Origin of the sequence: Oryzisolibacter propanilivorax (assembly GCF_900103645.1) — a bacterium.
GTDB lineage: Bacteria > Pseudomonadota > Gammaproteobacteria > Burkholderiales > Burkholderiaceae_C > Melaminivora > Melaminivora propanilivorax.
This window is the reverse complement of sequence record NZ_FNHP01000005.1, coordinates 314,145-326,424: the sequence shown is the minus strand read 5'-3', so window position 1 is coordinate 326,424 and position 12,280 is coordinate 314,145. Positions and strand designations below refer to the sequence as shown.

The following is a 12,280-nucleotide window of genomic DNA, read 5'->3' as shown; positions in this document are numbered from 1 at the left end:
AGGTGATCGTGGCCATCAACAAGGACGCGGAGGCGCCGATCTTCTCGGTGGCCGACTACGGGCTGGAGGCGGATCTGTTCCAGGCCGTGCCGGAGCTCATCCAGGCGCTGTAAAGCCGCAGCGCCGGCACCCAGGCATCGCTTGCGGTGCCTTTTTTTTCACCTTCTTCTCCCAGTCGCAGCCGAGGATCCCATGAGTTACACCGCCCCCTTGAAGGACATGCTGTTCGCCATTGAGCACCTGGCCGGCATCGAGCAGGTCGCGCAGCTGCCCGGTTTCGAGGACGCCGGGCGGGACACCGCCGCCGCCGTGCTCGAGGAATGCGCGCGCTTCAACGAGGGCGTGGTTGCGCCGCTGAACGTCATCGGCGACCAGCAGCCGTCGCGCTGGCAGGACGGCGCGGTGCACACCACGCCCGGCTTCAAAGAGGCCTACGCGCAGTTCACCCAGGGCGGCTGGCAGGGCCTGCAGCACCCGGTCGACCACGGCGGCCAGGGCCTGCCCAAGACCATCGGCGCAGCCTGCGTGGAAATGCTCAACAGCGCCAACCTGAGCTTCGCGCTGTGCCCGCTGCTGACCGACGGTGCCATCGAGGCGCTGCTGACCGCCGGCAGCGAGGCGCTGAAGGCCACCTACCTGGACAAGCTGGTGTCGGGTGAGTGGACCGGCACCATGAACCTGACCGAGCCGCAGGCCGGCTCGGACCTGGCGCTGGTGCGCACGCGCGCCGAGCCGCAGGGCGACGGCAGCTACAAGGTCTTTGGCACCAAGATCTACATCACCTACGGCGAGCACGACATGGCGGACAACATCGTCCACCTGGTGCTGGCGCGGGTGGCAGGGGCGCCCGAGGGCGTCAAGGGCATCAGCCTGTTCGTGGTGCCGAAGTTCCTGGTGAACGCCGATGGCAGCCTTGGCGCGCGCAACGACGTGCACTGCGTGTCCATCGAGCACAAGCTGGGCATCAAGGCCTCGCCCACGGCGGTGCTGCAGTTCGGCGACCACAGGGGGGCGACGGGCTGGCTGGTCGGCGAGGAGAACCGCGGCCTGGAGTACATGTTCATCATGATGAACGCCGCGCGCTACGCCGTGGGCGTGCAGGGCATCGCGATTGCCGAGCGCGCCTACCAGAAGGCCGTGCAGTACGCCCGCGAGCGCGTGCAGAGCCGCCCGGTGGACGGCAGCGCGCGCGCCAGCGTGCCGATCATCCAGCACCCCGACGTGCGCCGCATGCTGATGACCATGCGCGCGCTCACCGAGGGCTGCCGCGCCATGGCCAGCGTGGCCGCCGCCGCCTACGACGCGGCGCACCACCACCCGGACGCACAGGCGCGCCAGGAAAGCGCCGCCTTCTACGAATTCCTGGTGCCGCTGGTCAAGGGCTTCGCCACCGAGATGAGCCAGGAGGTGACCAGCCTGGGCGTGCAGGTGCACGGCGGCATGGGCTTCATCGAGGAAACCGGCGCCGCGCAGTACCTGCGCGACGCGCGCATCCTGACCATCTACGAGGGCACGACCGCCATCCAGGCCAACGATCTGGTCGGCCGCAAGACGGCGCGCGACGGCGGTCAGCTTGCACGCGCCATCGCCGCGCACATCGCGCAGACCGAAGACGCGCTGCGTACCGCCGGTGGCGACGCCGCCGCCAGCCTCGCCACGCGCCTGGGCGCGGCGCGCACGGCCTTCCTGGAGGTGGTGGACTTCATCGCCAGCCATGCCAAGGAGGACCCCAACGCCGCCTATGCCGGCAGCGTGCCGTACCTGATGCTGGCCGGCAACCTGGTTGCCGGCTGGCAGATGGGCCGGGCGCTGCTGGCGGCGCAGCAGCTGTCGGGCCAGGGACAGGACGAGGCCTTCCTGCAGGCCAAGATCGCCACCGCGCGCTTCTACGGCGAGCACATCCTGGTGCGCGTGCCGGCGCTGAAGGACGAGATCGTGCACGGCGCCGCCAGCGTGATGGCGCTGGCCCCCGAGGCCTTTTGAACGCGCTACTGAAAAAATAGCTGCGGGCCCTTATTGCATAAGGGCTGAGGCCGCTTTTGGTTTAAAAATCATCACCGAACCCGTTGAGGGAGACTCCATGGCCCTGCCACCCGTACTGCAAAAGCTGTCGCTGCCGGTCATCGGCTCGCCGCTGTTCATCGTCAGCAACCCGCAGCTGGTCATCGCCCAGTGCCAGGCCGGCATCGTCGGCTCGATGCCGTCGCTGAACGCGCGCCCGGCCGAGCAGCTGGACGACTGGCTGGCCGAGATCACCGAGACCCTGGCCGCCTGGGACCGCGCCCATCCCGAGTCGCCCGCTGCGCCGTTCGCCATCAACCAGATCGTGCACAAGAGCAACGCCCGGCTGGAGCACGACATGCAGGTCTGCGCCAAGTACCGCGTGCCCATCGTCATCACCAGCCTGGGCGCGCGCGAGGACGTGAACCAGGCCGTGCACGGCTGGGGCGGAGTGGTGCTGCACGACATCATCAACAACGCCTTCGCCCGCAAGGCCGTCGAGAAGGGCGCCGACGGCCTGATCGCCGTAGCGGCCGGCGCCGGCGGCCACGCGGGCGTGAAAAGCCCGTTCGCGCTGATCCAGGAAATCCGGCAGTGGTTCGATGGGCCGCTGGTGCTGTCTGGCGCCATCGCCACCGGCGATGCGGTGCTGGCGGCGCAGGCCATGGGGGCCGACCTGGCCTACATTGGCTCGGCCTTCATCGCCACGCACGAGGCGCGCGCCAGCGACGCCTACAAGCAGGCCATCGTCGAGTGCAATTCCGACGACATCGTCTACAGCAACCTGTTCACCGGCGTGCATGGCAACTACCTCGCGCCGTCGATCCGCGCCGCCGGGCTGGACCCGCAGCACCTGCCCGAGTCCGACCCGAGCAAGATGAATTTCGCTGAAGGCTCGACCAAGGCCTGGAAGGACATCTGGGGCTGTGGCCAGGGCATCGGCGCGGTGGACGCGGTGCTGCCGGCGGCCGAGCTGGTGGCGCGGCTGCGGCGCGAATACGCCGCCGCCCGGCGCCGCCTGGCGCTGGCCTGAGCCGCCTGCAGCCGCGCCGGCAAAAGCGCACAATACCGCCCGGGCCGCGTCGCGGCCCGCACTTTTTCCGCTGTCGGCCGGCTGCTTCGGGCGCCGGCTTGCCTGATCCCCCATGCCTTCCATCGCCCCCGCCGCCACGCCGCGCAGCGCGCTCATCGACTGTGCCAAGGCCCTGGCCTGCGCGGCCATCGTGCTGCACCACCTGGCCTTCTACGGTCCGGTGTCGGCGCTGGCGCACGAGGCGGCGCCGCTGGCCATCGACTGGCTGGCCGAGCATGCGCGCATCGCGGTGCAGGTGTTCCTGGTGCTGGCCGGCTACCTGGCCGCCGCCAGCCTGGCGCCGCAGGGCAGCGCGCGTTTCGCGCGGCCGGGCGCCAAGATCGGCCAGCGCTTCGTGCGCCTGGTCGTGCCCTACGCGGTGGCGCTGGCGCTGGTGATCGTGGTGTCGGCGGCGGTGCGTCCGTGGCTGGACGACGCCATGGTGTCAGCCGACCCGGACCTGTCCCAGCTGCTGGCGCACGCGCTGCTGCTGCACGGCGTGCTGGGCGAGGAGTCGCTGTCGGCGGGCGTCTGGTACGTGGCCATCGACTTCCAGCTGTTCGCGCTCACGGTGTTGCTGCTGGCCGGTGTGCGCCGGCTGGTGCCCGCGGCATGGCGCGCGCGCGGCGCGCAGGCATTGGTGCTGCTGCTGGCCGCCGCCTCGCTGCTGGGCTTCAACCGCGACCCGGACTGGGACGCCTGGGCGCCGTACTTCTTCGGCGCCTACGGGTTGGGCATGCTGGCCTGGTGGGCGGCGCACGCCGCGGACGACCATGAAGCGCGATGCTGGCAGGGCGTCATCGCGCTGCTGGTGCTGTGCGCCCTGGCGCTGGACTGGCGTGCGCGCATCGCGCTGTCCGGTGGCACGGCGCTGGCCCTGGGGCTGCTGATGCGCGTTCCGGCGGTTGCGGCCTGGCAGGGCCTGGCGCCGCTGCGCTGGCTGGGGCAGGTGTCGTACTCGGTGTTCCTGGTGCACTTCGCGGTGTGCCTGCTGGTCAACGCCGCAGTGGCGCAGTGGTGGCCGCAGTCAGTAACGGCGGGCGTGCTGGCCCTGGTGGGCGGTTTTGCGCTGTCGCTGGCGGCCGGCGGCTGGCTGTACCGGCGCGTCGAGCGGCATGTGCCGACCTGGCACAGCGCGCTGCGCTGGCAGGCCGGGCTGGTCGGCACCGGGCTGGCGACGGCGCTGCTGGCGGCGCTGCGCTGAACGCCCCCGGAGGGCACACAAAAAAAGGCAGCCCGCGGGCTGCCTGGAAGCCGAAGCGGCGCAGGCTCAGCGGTGCAGCTCGCCAGCGCTTTCCGGCTGGAAGGTGATGGCGTCCACACGCACCGTCACCTGGCCGGTGGGGCTGGGCATCTGGATCTCGTCGCCCACGGTCAGGCCCAGCAGGGCGATGCCCACTGGCGCGAATACCGACACCTTGTCGCCGCCGCCATCCATCTCGCGCGGATAGACCAGTGTCAGCGTGCTGGCCTTTCCGGTTTCCAGGATGGTGAACTGCACGGTGGAGTTCATGGTCACCACGTTGGGTGGCATGTTCTGGGGGTCGAGCACGTCGGCGCGGTCCAGCTCCGCTTCGAGTTGGTCGCGGCCGGGAAATGCCGTGGTGGTCTTGTCCAGCAGCGCCTCGATGCGCTCCAGGTCCAGCGACGACAGGGTGATGGCGGGCTTTTGCAGCATGTCGGACTGCCTTTCGGAGGGAGTTGTTCAGGTTGGTCGGATGGCGCCGGGGCGCCCTCTCGGGCGGCCAGGGGCCAGACGGACAAAAGCCCGGGCAACGGGGTTGTCCGGGCCGGGGCGTCTTCTTGCGCAGGGCGCACCGCTTGGCGCGAGCGCATGGGCCGGATTGTGCGGGCAAGCAGCACCCTTGCCAAGGAATCTCGCACAGCGGTGCTGCGAATTGGCCGTGGCTTGCCAAGCCGGGTCAAACGGCGTAGGTGGAGTGTGCCGCCAGAACCTGCGTAGCATGACCGGCTTTTTCTGGAGCCCCTGACATGCTGCTGATCGTCGGAACCGTGCGCCTGCCCGCTGCGCGCCTGGAAAGCGCGCTGCCCGCCATGCTGGCCATGGTGCAGGCCTCACGCGCGGAGCCTGGCTGCCTGCAGTACAGCTATGCACAGGACCTGTTCGACCCCGGCCTGATCCACGTCCAGGAACGGTGGCAGGACGCGCAGGCGCTGGAGGCGCACTTCGCGTCGCCGCACATCGCCCGCTGGCGCGCGGCGTGGCCGGCGTTGGGCATTGGCGAACGCGACCTGCGCCGCTACGAGGTCGGGGCGGCGCAGCCGACCTGAGTCTCGATCAGCCGATCAGCTGGCGCGCGTGGTGGCGCAGGTGATCGTCGATGAAGCTCTGCACGAAGTAGTAGCCGTGGTCGTAGCCGGCGTGGCGGCGCAGCGTCAAAGGCTGGCCGGCGGTCTCGCAGGCGGCCTCGAACAGGTGCGGGTGCAGCTGTTCGGCCAGGAATTTGTCGTCCAGGCCCTGGTCGATCAGGATGCCGCCGGGGTAGGGCGCGCTGGCCTGTGCGCTCATCAGCTCCGTGGCGTCGTGCGCGCTCCAGGTGGCGCGATCGGCGCCCAAGTAGCCGGTGAAGGCCTTCTCGCCCCAGGGGCAGCGCGTGGGCGCGCAGATCGGCGCGAAGGCCGACAGGCTCTGGAAGCGCCCCGGGTGCCGCAGCGCCAGGCTCAAAGCGCCGTGCCCGCCCATGCTGTGGCCGAACAGTCCCAGACGCTGGCCGTCGATGGGCAGCTGCTGGGCCAGCAGCGGCAGCAGCTCGGCGATCAGCCAGCTTTCCATGCGCCAGTGCGGCTTCCAGGGCGCCTGCGTGGCGTCCAGGTAGAAGCCCGCGCCGACGCCGAAGTCCCAGGCATCGGCCTCGCCCGGCACATCCGCGCCGCGCGGGCTGGTGTCGGGCGCCACCAGCGCCAGGCCCAGTTCGGCCGCCAAGCGCTGGGCGCCGGCCTTGGTCGGGAAGGTTTCCTCGGTGCAGGTCAGCCCGGCCAGGTACAGCAGCGCCGGCACCGGCGTGCCGGCCAGCGCCCTGGGCGGCAGGTACACGGCCAGCCGCATCGGCAGGCCGATCTCGACCGAGTCCTGGCGATAAAAGCGCTGCTCGCCGCCGAAGCAGGCGTGGGTGCTGAGCAGTTCAAGGGGTGGCGTCATGCGAGGGCTCCTTCGGCGCGGGCCGGCAGCCCGCAGCGCCTGTTTATGGCGAAATTGGCCTTCAGCCCTTGTGTTTCAAAGGCTTCCAGCTATTTTTTTGATAGTGCGGCGCCAACCGTTCAGTCGGCGTAGTGCACCACCGAGCGGATCGACTCGCCCCGGTGCATCAGGTCGAACGCATCGTTGATGCCCGTGAGGGGCATGGTGTGCGTGACGAAGGGCGCCAGGTCGATGCGCCCGGCCATGGCGTCGTGCACCATGCCCGGCAACTCGCTGCGGCCCTTGACGCCGCCGAACGCCGTGCCCAGCCACTTGCGGCCGGTGACCAGCTGGAACGGCCGGGTGCTGATCTCCTGCCCGCTGCCGGCTACGCCGATGACCACGCTCTGGCCCCAGCCGCGGTGCGCGCATTCCAGCGCGGCGCGCATCACCTGCACGTTGCCGATGCACTCGAAGCTGTGGTCCACGCCCCAGCCGGTCATCTCGACGATGACCTGCTGGATCGGCTTGTCGAAGTCCTTGGGGTTGACGCAGTCGGTGGCGCCGAAGGTGCGCGCCAGCTCGAACTTGGCCGGGTTGGTGTCCACCGCGATGATGCGCCCGGCACCCGCCAGCTTTGCGCCCTGCACCACGGCCAAGCCGATGCCGCCCAGGCCGAACACCGCCACGCTGTCGCCCGGCTGCACCTTGGCAGTGTTCTTGACGGCGCCTAGGCCGGTGGTTACGCCGCAGCCCAGCAGACACACCTGCTCGGGGTTGGCGTCGGGGTCGACCTTGGCCAGCGACACCTCGGCCACCACGGTGTACTCGGAAAACGTCGAGCAGCCCATGTAGTGGTAGATCGGCTCGCCGTCGTACGAAAAGCGGGTGGTGCCGTCGGGCATCAGGCCCTTGCCTTGCGTGGCGCGCACGGCCACGCACAGGTTGGTCTTGCCGCTCTTGCAGAACAGACACTCGCCGCACTCGGCGGTGTACAGCGGGATGACATGGTCGCCAGGTTTCACGCTGGTCACGCCTTCGCCCACCTCCACCACGATACCCGCACCCTCGTGGCCGAGCACCGCCGGGAACACGCCCTCCGGGTCGTCGCCGGAGAGCGTGAAAGCGTCGGTGTGGCACACGCCGGTGTGGGTGATCTTGACCAGCACCTCGCCGGCCTTCGGTGGCGCGACGTCGATCTCGACGATCTGCAGGGGTTGTCCGGGGGCGAAGGCGACGGCGGCGCGGGATTTCATGGGGCTTCCTTGTGTGGGCGGTGAGAGGAGGAGAAAACTACTTCAGGTACGAGCGGATCAGCGACAGGGTTTGATCCAGTGCCTCGGGCGATGCGCCCGGCTGCGCCACCAGCGTCTCGCGTACATGGCCGTCCAGCAGGTCGGCCATCAGCCCGTGCACGGCACCGCGCATGGCGGCCAGCTGCTGCAGGATGGGGGCGCAGTCGCTGCCGGCCTCCACCGCGCGCTCCAGTGCCTCGGCCTGGCCGCGAATGCGGCGCAGGCGGGTGATGGCGCGTTGCTTGTCTTCAGCGGAATGGGGCATGGGTCGATGCGGGAGGAGAGTACGGCTAAGACCTGAAATTTAGGTACTGGAGGGGAGTATAAAAAGCTGGTGCTTGCAGGTAAAGGGCAAGAGCTTGAGATTTTGTGGTTACTAGAGGGCAGTATTCCAGTCCAGAAGCAATCTACCCATGCGGGATGACGACAAGGCAGTCCGCTTGCCGCTGCCGGTCTCGCAAGCCATGCAGGCCAGGCATGGCATGCGGGCATGAAAAAAGCCCGCAGGCACATACCTGCGGGCTTGGGAGGCCAGGGGACCAGGCAGGCCCCGGGATGACCGTGTGGCGCTTCAGGCCATGTCGGGCACGTCGCGGCGCGGCGAGCCGACGAACAGCTGGCGCGGGCGGCCGATCTTGTACTCGGGGTCGGCGATCATCTCGTTGAGCTGGGCGATCCAGCCCACGGTGCGGGCCAGGGCGAAGATGCCGGTGAACAGGTTCACCGGGATGCCGATGGCGCGCTGCACGATGCCCGAGTAGAAGTCCACGTTCGGGTACAGCTTGCGCTGCACGAAGTAGTCGTCTTCCAGCGCGATCTGCTCGAGCTTCTTGGCCAGGGCGAACAGCGGGTCGTTGTGCAGGCCCAGGGCTTCCAGCACCTCGTTGGTGGTCTCCTGCATCAGCTTGGCGCGCGGGTCGTAGTTCTTGTACACGCGGTGGCCGAAGCCCATCAGGCGCACGCCCGAGTTCTTGTCCTTGACCTGCTCCATGAACTCGCCGACCTTGGCGATACCGCCGTTGGCCTGGATGTTCTCGAGCATGTTCAGGCAGGCCTCGTTGGCGCCGCCGTGCGCCGGGCCCCACAGGCAGGCCACGCCGGCGGCGATGGCCGCGAACGGGTTGGTGCCCGAGCTGCCGCACAGGCGCACGGTGGAGGTGGAGGCGTTCTGCTCGTGGTCGGCGTGCAGGATGAAGATGCGGTCCATCGCCTTTTCAATGACCGGATTGACCTGGTACTCCTCGCACGGCGTGCCGAACATCATGCGCAGGAAATTGCCGGCGTACGACAGGTCGTTGCGCGGGTACATGTATGGCTCGCCCTTGCCGTACTTGTAGGCCATGGCGACCAGCGTCGGCATCTTGGAGATCAGGCGGATGGCGGCGATCTCGCGGTGCGCCGGGTTGTTGATGTCGGTGCTGTCGTGATAGAAGGCCGACAGCGCGCCCACCAGGCCGGTCAGCACCGCCATCGGGTGCGCATCGCGGCGGAAGCCGCGCAGGAAGAACTGCATCTGCTCGTTCACCATGGTGTGCTTGGTGACCAGCTTGTGGAAGCCGCTGCGCTCCTCAGCGTTGGGCAGCTCGCCGTTGAGCAGCAGGTAGCAGGTGTCCAGGTAGTCGCACTTGGTCGCCAGCTGCTCGATCGGGTAGCCGCGGTACAGCAACTCGCCCTTGTCGCCGTCGATGTAGGTGATCGACGACTGGCAGGCGGCGGTGGACAGGAAGCCCGGATCGTAGGTGAACATGCCCGTCTGGCCGTACAGCTTGCGGATGTCGATGACATCCGGGCCGATGGTGCCCTGGTAGACAGGCAGCTCCATGCTCGGGGCGCCGTTGCTGAACGATAGCGTCGCCTTGTTGTCTGCGAGTTTCATTTCCGGTTTCCTTGGGTTGGGATGGCGTTGTACGGAGGGCCAGCGCGGAGCGCTGTGCCAGGTCAGGTGCGGGCGCGCATCTGCGCCAGCACCTGCCGCACCTCGGGGGTATCCAGCGCGCCGGCGGGCTCGGTGCGGGCCAGCAGCAGGTCCAGCAGGTCGTTGTCGGACAGGTCCATGAGCTGGCCCAGGCCGCGCGCCTGGGCGCGGCTCAGGCGCGCGCCGTGGTTCTTGAAGAAGCGCTCGATGAACAGGTCGTTCTCGACCAGCCCGCGCCGGCAGCGCCAGCGCAGCACGGATGCCTCGCGTTCGTCGAGCCAGGCTTCGTCATGCTCGGCCATGGTGGTCAGATGGCGCGGCGCACCATCAGCTCCCTGATCTTGCTGATGGCGGCGGCCGGCTTCAGGCCCTTGGGGCACACGTCCACGCAGTTCATGATGGTGTGGCAGCGGAACAGGCGGTACGGGTCTTCCAGGTTGTCCAGGCGCTCGCTGGTGGCCTTGTCGCGGCTGTCGGCGATGAAGCGGTAGGCCTGCAGCAGACCGGCCGGGCCGACGAACTTGTCCGGGTTCCACCAGAAGCTGGGGCAGGCCGTGGAGCAGCTGGCGCACAGGATGCATTCGTACAGGCTGTTGAGCTCCTCGCGCTCCTCGGGCGACTGCAGCCGCTCCTTGGACGGCGAGACCGGCTCGTCGTTCTGCAGGTAAGGCTTGATCGAGTGGTACTGGTTGAAGAACTGCGTCATGTCCACGATCAGGTCGCGGATCACGGGCAGGCCGGGCAGGGGTTTCAGCACGATGTCGCCGGTCAGCGTCTTCATGTTGGTCAGGCAGGCCAGGCCATTCTTGCCGTTGATGTTCATGGCGTCCGAGCCGCACACGCCCTCGCGGCACGAGCGGCGGAACGACAGCGACGGGTCTTGCGCCTTGAGTTTGACCAGGGCATCCAGCAGCATGCGTTCATGGCCGTCCAGCTCCACCTGCATGGTCTGCATGTAGGGCTTGGCGTCCTTGTCCGGGTCGTAGCGGTAAATCTTGAAAGTGCGTTGCATGGCTTGTTTCTTTCGTGGGCAGCGGCAGCTGGGGTCAGAACGTGCGGACCTTGGGCGGGACGCTGTCCACCGTCAGGGGCTGCATGGTCACCGGCTTGTAGGTCAGGCTGTTGGACTGGCTGTGCCACAGCGTGTGCTTGAGCCAGTTGGCGTCGTCGCGGCCCAGCGGCGCGGTGGGGTGGTCGGCCGGGTGCTCGTAGTCGTCCACGGTGTGGGCGCCGCGGCATTCGTGGCGCGCGGCGGCCGACACCATCGTGGCCTGCGCGGCCTCGATCAGGTTGTCCACCTCCAGCGCCTCCATGCGCGCCGTGTTCCAGACCTTGGAGTCGTCCCTCAGGCCGATGGCCTCGACCTTGCGGCGGATCTCGGCGATCTTGGCCACGCCTTCGTCCATGCTCTTTTGCGTGCGGAACACGCCGGCGTGCTGCTGCATGGTCTGGCGGATCTCATTGGCCACGTCCTGCGCGTACAGGCCGCCGGCGTTGCCCTCGATCTGGTTCAGGCGCGCCAGGGTGCGCTCGCTGGCATCGGCCGGCACGGCATGGTGGTCGCCGAAATCGCGCACGAACTGCACGATGTGCTTGCCCGCGGCCTTGCCGAACACCAGCAGGTCCAGCAGCGAGTTGGTGCCCAGGCGGTTGGCGCCGTGCACCGACACCGCCGAGCATTCGCCCACCGCGTACAGGCCGCCCACGACGTTGTTCTGCTGGCCGTCCCAGCTCACCACCTGGCCGTGGATGTTGGTCGGGATGCCGCCCATCTGGTAGTGGATGGTGGGCACCACGGGGATCGGCTCCTTGGTGATGTCCACGTTGGCGAAGTTGTGGCCGATCTCCTCGACCGACGGCAGGCGCTTGCGGATCGTGTCCGCGCCCAGATGGTCGAGCTTCATCAGGATATAGTCCTTGTTCGGACCGCAGCCGCGACCTTCCTTGATCTCCTGGTCCATGGAGCGCGAGACGAAGTCGCGCGGCGCCAGGTCCTTCAGCGTGGGCGCGTAGCGCTCCATGAAGCGCTCGCCATTGCTGTTGAGCAGGATAGCGCCCTCGCCGCGGCAGCCCTCGGTCAGCAGCACGCCCGCGCCGGCCACGCCGGTGGGGTGGAACTGCCAGAACTCCATGTCCTGCAGCGGAATGCCGGCGCGCGCCGCCATCCCCAGGCCGTCGCCGGTGTTGATGAAGGCGTTGGTCGAGGCGGCGAAGATGCGGCCCGCGCCGCCGGTGGCCAGCAGCACGGCCTTGGCGTGCAGCTCGTACAGGTCGCCGGTTTCCAGCTCGATGGCCGTCACGCCGACCACGTCGCCGGCGCTGTTGCGGATCAGGTCCAGCGCCATCCACTCGACGAAGAAGTTGGTCTTGGACTCGACGTTCTGCTGGTACAGCGTGTGCAGCATGGCGTGGCCGGTGCGGTCGGCCGCGGCGCAGGCGCGCTGCACGGGCTTTTCGCCGTAGTTGGCGGTATGGCCGCCGAAGGGGCGCTGGTAGATGGTGCCGTCCGGGTTGCGGTCGAACGGCATGCCGAAGTGCTCCAGCTCGATCACCACGTTCGGTGCCTCGCGGCACATGAACTCCACGGCGTCCTGGTCGCTCAGCCAGTCGCCGCCCTTGATGGTGTCGTAGAAGTGGTAGTGCCAGTTGTCCTCGCTCATGTTGCCGAGCGACGCCGACACGCCGCCCTGTGCGGCGACGGTGTGCGAACGGGTGGGGAAGACCTTGGACAGGCAGGCCACCGACAGGCCGGCGCGCGCCAGTTCAAGCGAGGCACGCATGCCGGAGCCGCCGGCGCCGACGATGACGACGTCGAACTTGCGCTTGGCGATATCTTTTTGGGTGTAACTCATGGTCGT

12 protein-coding genes and 1 pseudogene are annotated in these 12,280 nt (G+C 68.4%); 5 read left to right on the top strand and 8 right to left on the bottom strand.

Annotated features, from left to right (window positions below):
• From BLQ61_RS17605 to BLQ61_RS10730, 4 genes and pseudogenes are all read left to right on the top strand, one after another.
• Nucleotides 1-113: pseudogene (locus BLQ61_RS17605) on the top strand (electron transfer flavoprotein subunit alpha/FixB family protein); the annotation flags it as partial.
• A 79-nt stretch (nt 114-192) separates the two neighbouring features.
• Nucleotides 193-1,983, top strand: a complete 1,791-nt coding sequence (locus BLQ61_RS10740) for an acyl-CoA dehydrogenase C-terminal domain-containing protein (RefSeq protein ID WP_091569810.1) — start codon at nt 193-195, stop codon at nt 1,981-1,983.
• Between the two features lie 97 nt (nt 1,984-2,080).
• Nucleotides 2,081-3,034, top strand: a complete 954-nt coding sequence (locus tag BLQ61_RS10735; protein ID WP_091569807.1) for an NAD(P)H-dependent flavin oxidoreductase — start codon at nt 2,081-2,083, stop codon at nt 3,032-3,034.
• A gap of 112 nt (nt 3,035-3,146) precedes the next feature.
• Nucleotides 3,147-4,277, top strand: coding sequence for an acyltransferase family protein (locus BLQ61_RS10730; RefSeq protein WP_091569804.1), 1,131 nt, complete (start codon nt 3,147-3,149; stop codon nt 4,275-4,277).
• 66 nt (nt 4,278-4,343) lie between these two features.
• Here BLQ61_RS10730 and rnk read toward each other — a convergent pair whose 3' ends face one another.
• Complete coding sequence (rnk, locus tag BLQ61_RS10725) at nt 4,344-4,751, bottom strand: nucleoside diphosphate kinase regulator (protein ID WP_091569802.1); 408 nt, start codon at nt 4,749-4,751, stop codon at nt 4,344-4,346.
• A gap of 314 nt (nt 4,752-5,065) precedes the next feature.
• Between rnk and BLQ61_RS10720 the strand changes: the two genes are divergently transcribed.
• Nucleotides 5,066-5,365, top strand: a complete 300-nt coding sequence (locus BLQ61_RS10720; RefSeq protein WP_091569799.1) for a putative quinol monooxygenase — start codon at nt 5,066-5,068, stop codon at nt 5,363-5,365.
• A 7-nt stretch (nt 5,366-5,372) separates the two neighbouring features.
• Here BLQ61_RS10720 and fghA read toward each other — a convergent pair whose 3' ends face one another.
• From fghA to sdhA, 7 genes are all read right to left on the bottom strand, one after another.
• Nucleotides 5,373-6,233, bottom strand: coding sequence for an S-formylglutathione hydrolase (gene fghA / locus BLQ61_RS10715; RefSeq protein WP_091569796.1), 861 nt, complete (start codon nt 6,231-6,233; stop codon nt 5,373-5,375).
• Between the two features lie 119 nt (nt 6,234-6,352).
• On the bottom strand, nt 6,353-7,468 hold the full coding sequence (locus tag BLQ61_RS10710; RefSeq protein WP_091569793.1) for an S-(hydroxymethyl)glutathione dehydrogenase/class III alcohol dehydrogenase: 1,116 nt from the start codon (nt 7,466-7,468) through the stop codon (nt 6,353-6,355).
• Nucleotides 7,469-7,505: 37 nt separating this feature from the next.
• Complete coding sequence (locus tag BLQ61_RS10705) at nt 7,506-7,772, bottom strand: metal/formaldehyde-sensitive transcriptional repressor (RefSeq protein WP_091569791.1); 267 nt, start codon at nt 7,770-7,772, stop codon at nt 7,506-7,508.
• Nucleotides 7,773-8,078: 306 nt separating this feature from the next.
• The gene (locus tag BLQ61_RS10700; RefSeq protein WP_091569788.1) at nt 8,079-9,383 is read right to left on the bottom strand and encodes a citrate synthase; all 1,305 of its coding nucleotides are present in this window, start codon (nt 9,381-9,383) and stop codon (nt 8,079-8,081) included.
• Between the two features lie 62 nt (nt 9,384-9,445).
• On the bottom strand, nt 9,446-9,724 hold the full coding sequence (locus BLQ61_RS10695) for an FAD assembly factor SdhE (RefSeq protein ID WP_091569787.1): 279 nt from the start codon (nt 9,722-9,724) through the stop codon (nt 9,446-9,448).
• Nucleotides 9,725-9,729: 5 nt separating this feature from the next.
• Nucleotides 9,730-10,434: a succinate dehydrogenase iron-sulfur subunit gene (locus BLQ61_RS10690; protein ID WP_091569784.1), complete on the bottom strand. Its 705-nt coding sequence runs from the start codon at nt 10,432-10,434 to the stop codon at nt 9,730-9,732.
• Nucleotides 10,435-10,468: 34 nt separating this feature from the next.
• Entirely contained in the window at nt 10,469-12,274 is a 1,806-nt protein-coding gene (sdhA, locus tag BLQ61_RS10685) for a succinate dehydrogenase flavoprotein subunit (protein WP_091569782.1), read from the bottom strand.
• Between the last annotated feature and the right edge of the window lie 6 nt (nt 12,275-12,280).

Bases quoted from the DNA above. Each gene is read 5' to 3' on its own strand.
- BLQ61_RS10740 (WP_091569810.1), top strand. From the start codon at position 193: ATGAGTTACACCGCCCCCTTGAAGGACATGCTGTTCGCCATTGAGCAC.
- BLQ61_RS10735 (WP_091569807.1), top strand. From the start codon at position 2,081: ATGGCCCTGCCACCCGTACTGCAAAAGCTGTCGCTGCCGGTCATCGGC.
- BLQ61_RS10730 (WP_091569804.1), top strand. From the start codon at position 3,147: ATGCCTTCCATCGCCCCCGCCGCCACGCCGCGCAGCGCGCTCATCGAC.
- rnk (WP_091569802.1), bottom strand. From the start codon at position 4,751: ATGCTGCAAAAGCCCGCCATCACCCTGTCGTCGCTGGACCTGGAGCGC.
- BLQ61_RS10720 (WP_091569799.1), top strand. From the start codon at position 5,066: ATGCTGCTGATCGTCGGAACCGTGCGCCTGCCCGCTGCGCGCCTGGAA.
- fghA (WP_091569796.1), bottom strand. From the start codon at position 6,233: ATGACGCCACCCCTTGAACTGCTCAGCACCCACGCCTGCTTCGGCGGC.
- BLQ61_RS10710 (WP_091569793.1), bottom strand. From the start codon at position 7,468: ATGAAATCCCGCGCCGCCGTCGCCTTCGCCCCCGGACAACCCCTGCAG.
- BLQ61_RS10705 (WP_091569791.1), bottom strand. From the start codon at position 7,772: ATGCCCCATTCCGCTGAAGACAAGCAACGCGCCATCACCCGCCTGCGC.
- BLQ61_RS10700 (WP_091569788.1), bottom strand. From the start codon at position 9,383: ATGAAACTCGCAGACAACAAGGCGACGCTATCGTTCAGCAACGGCGCC.
- BLQ61_RS10695 (WP_091569787.1), bottom strand. From the start codon at position 9,724: ATGGCCGAGCATGACGAAGCCTGGCTCGACGAACGCGAGGCATCCGTG.
- BLQ61_RS10690 (WP_091569784.1), bottom strand. From the start codon at position 10,434: ATGCAACGCACTTTCAAGATTTACCGCTACGACCCGGACAAGGACGCC.
- sdhA (WP_091569782.1), bottom strand. From the start codon at position 12,274: ATGAGTTACACCCAAAAAGATATCGCCAAGCGCAAGTTCGACGTCGTC.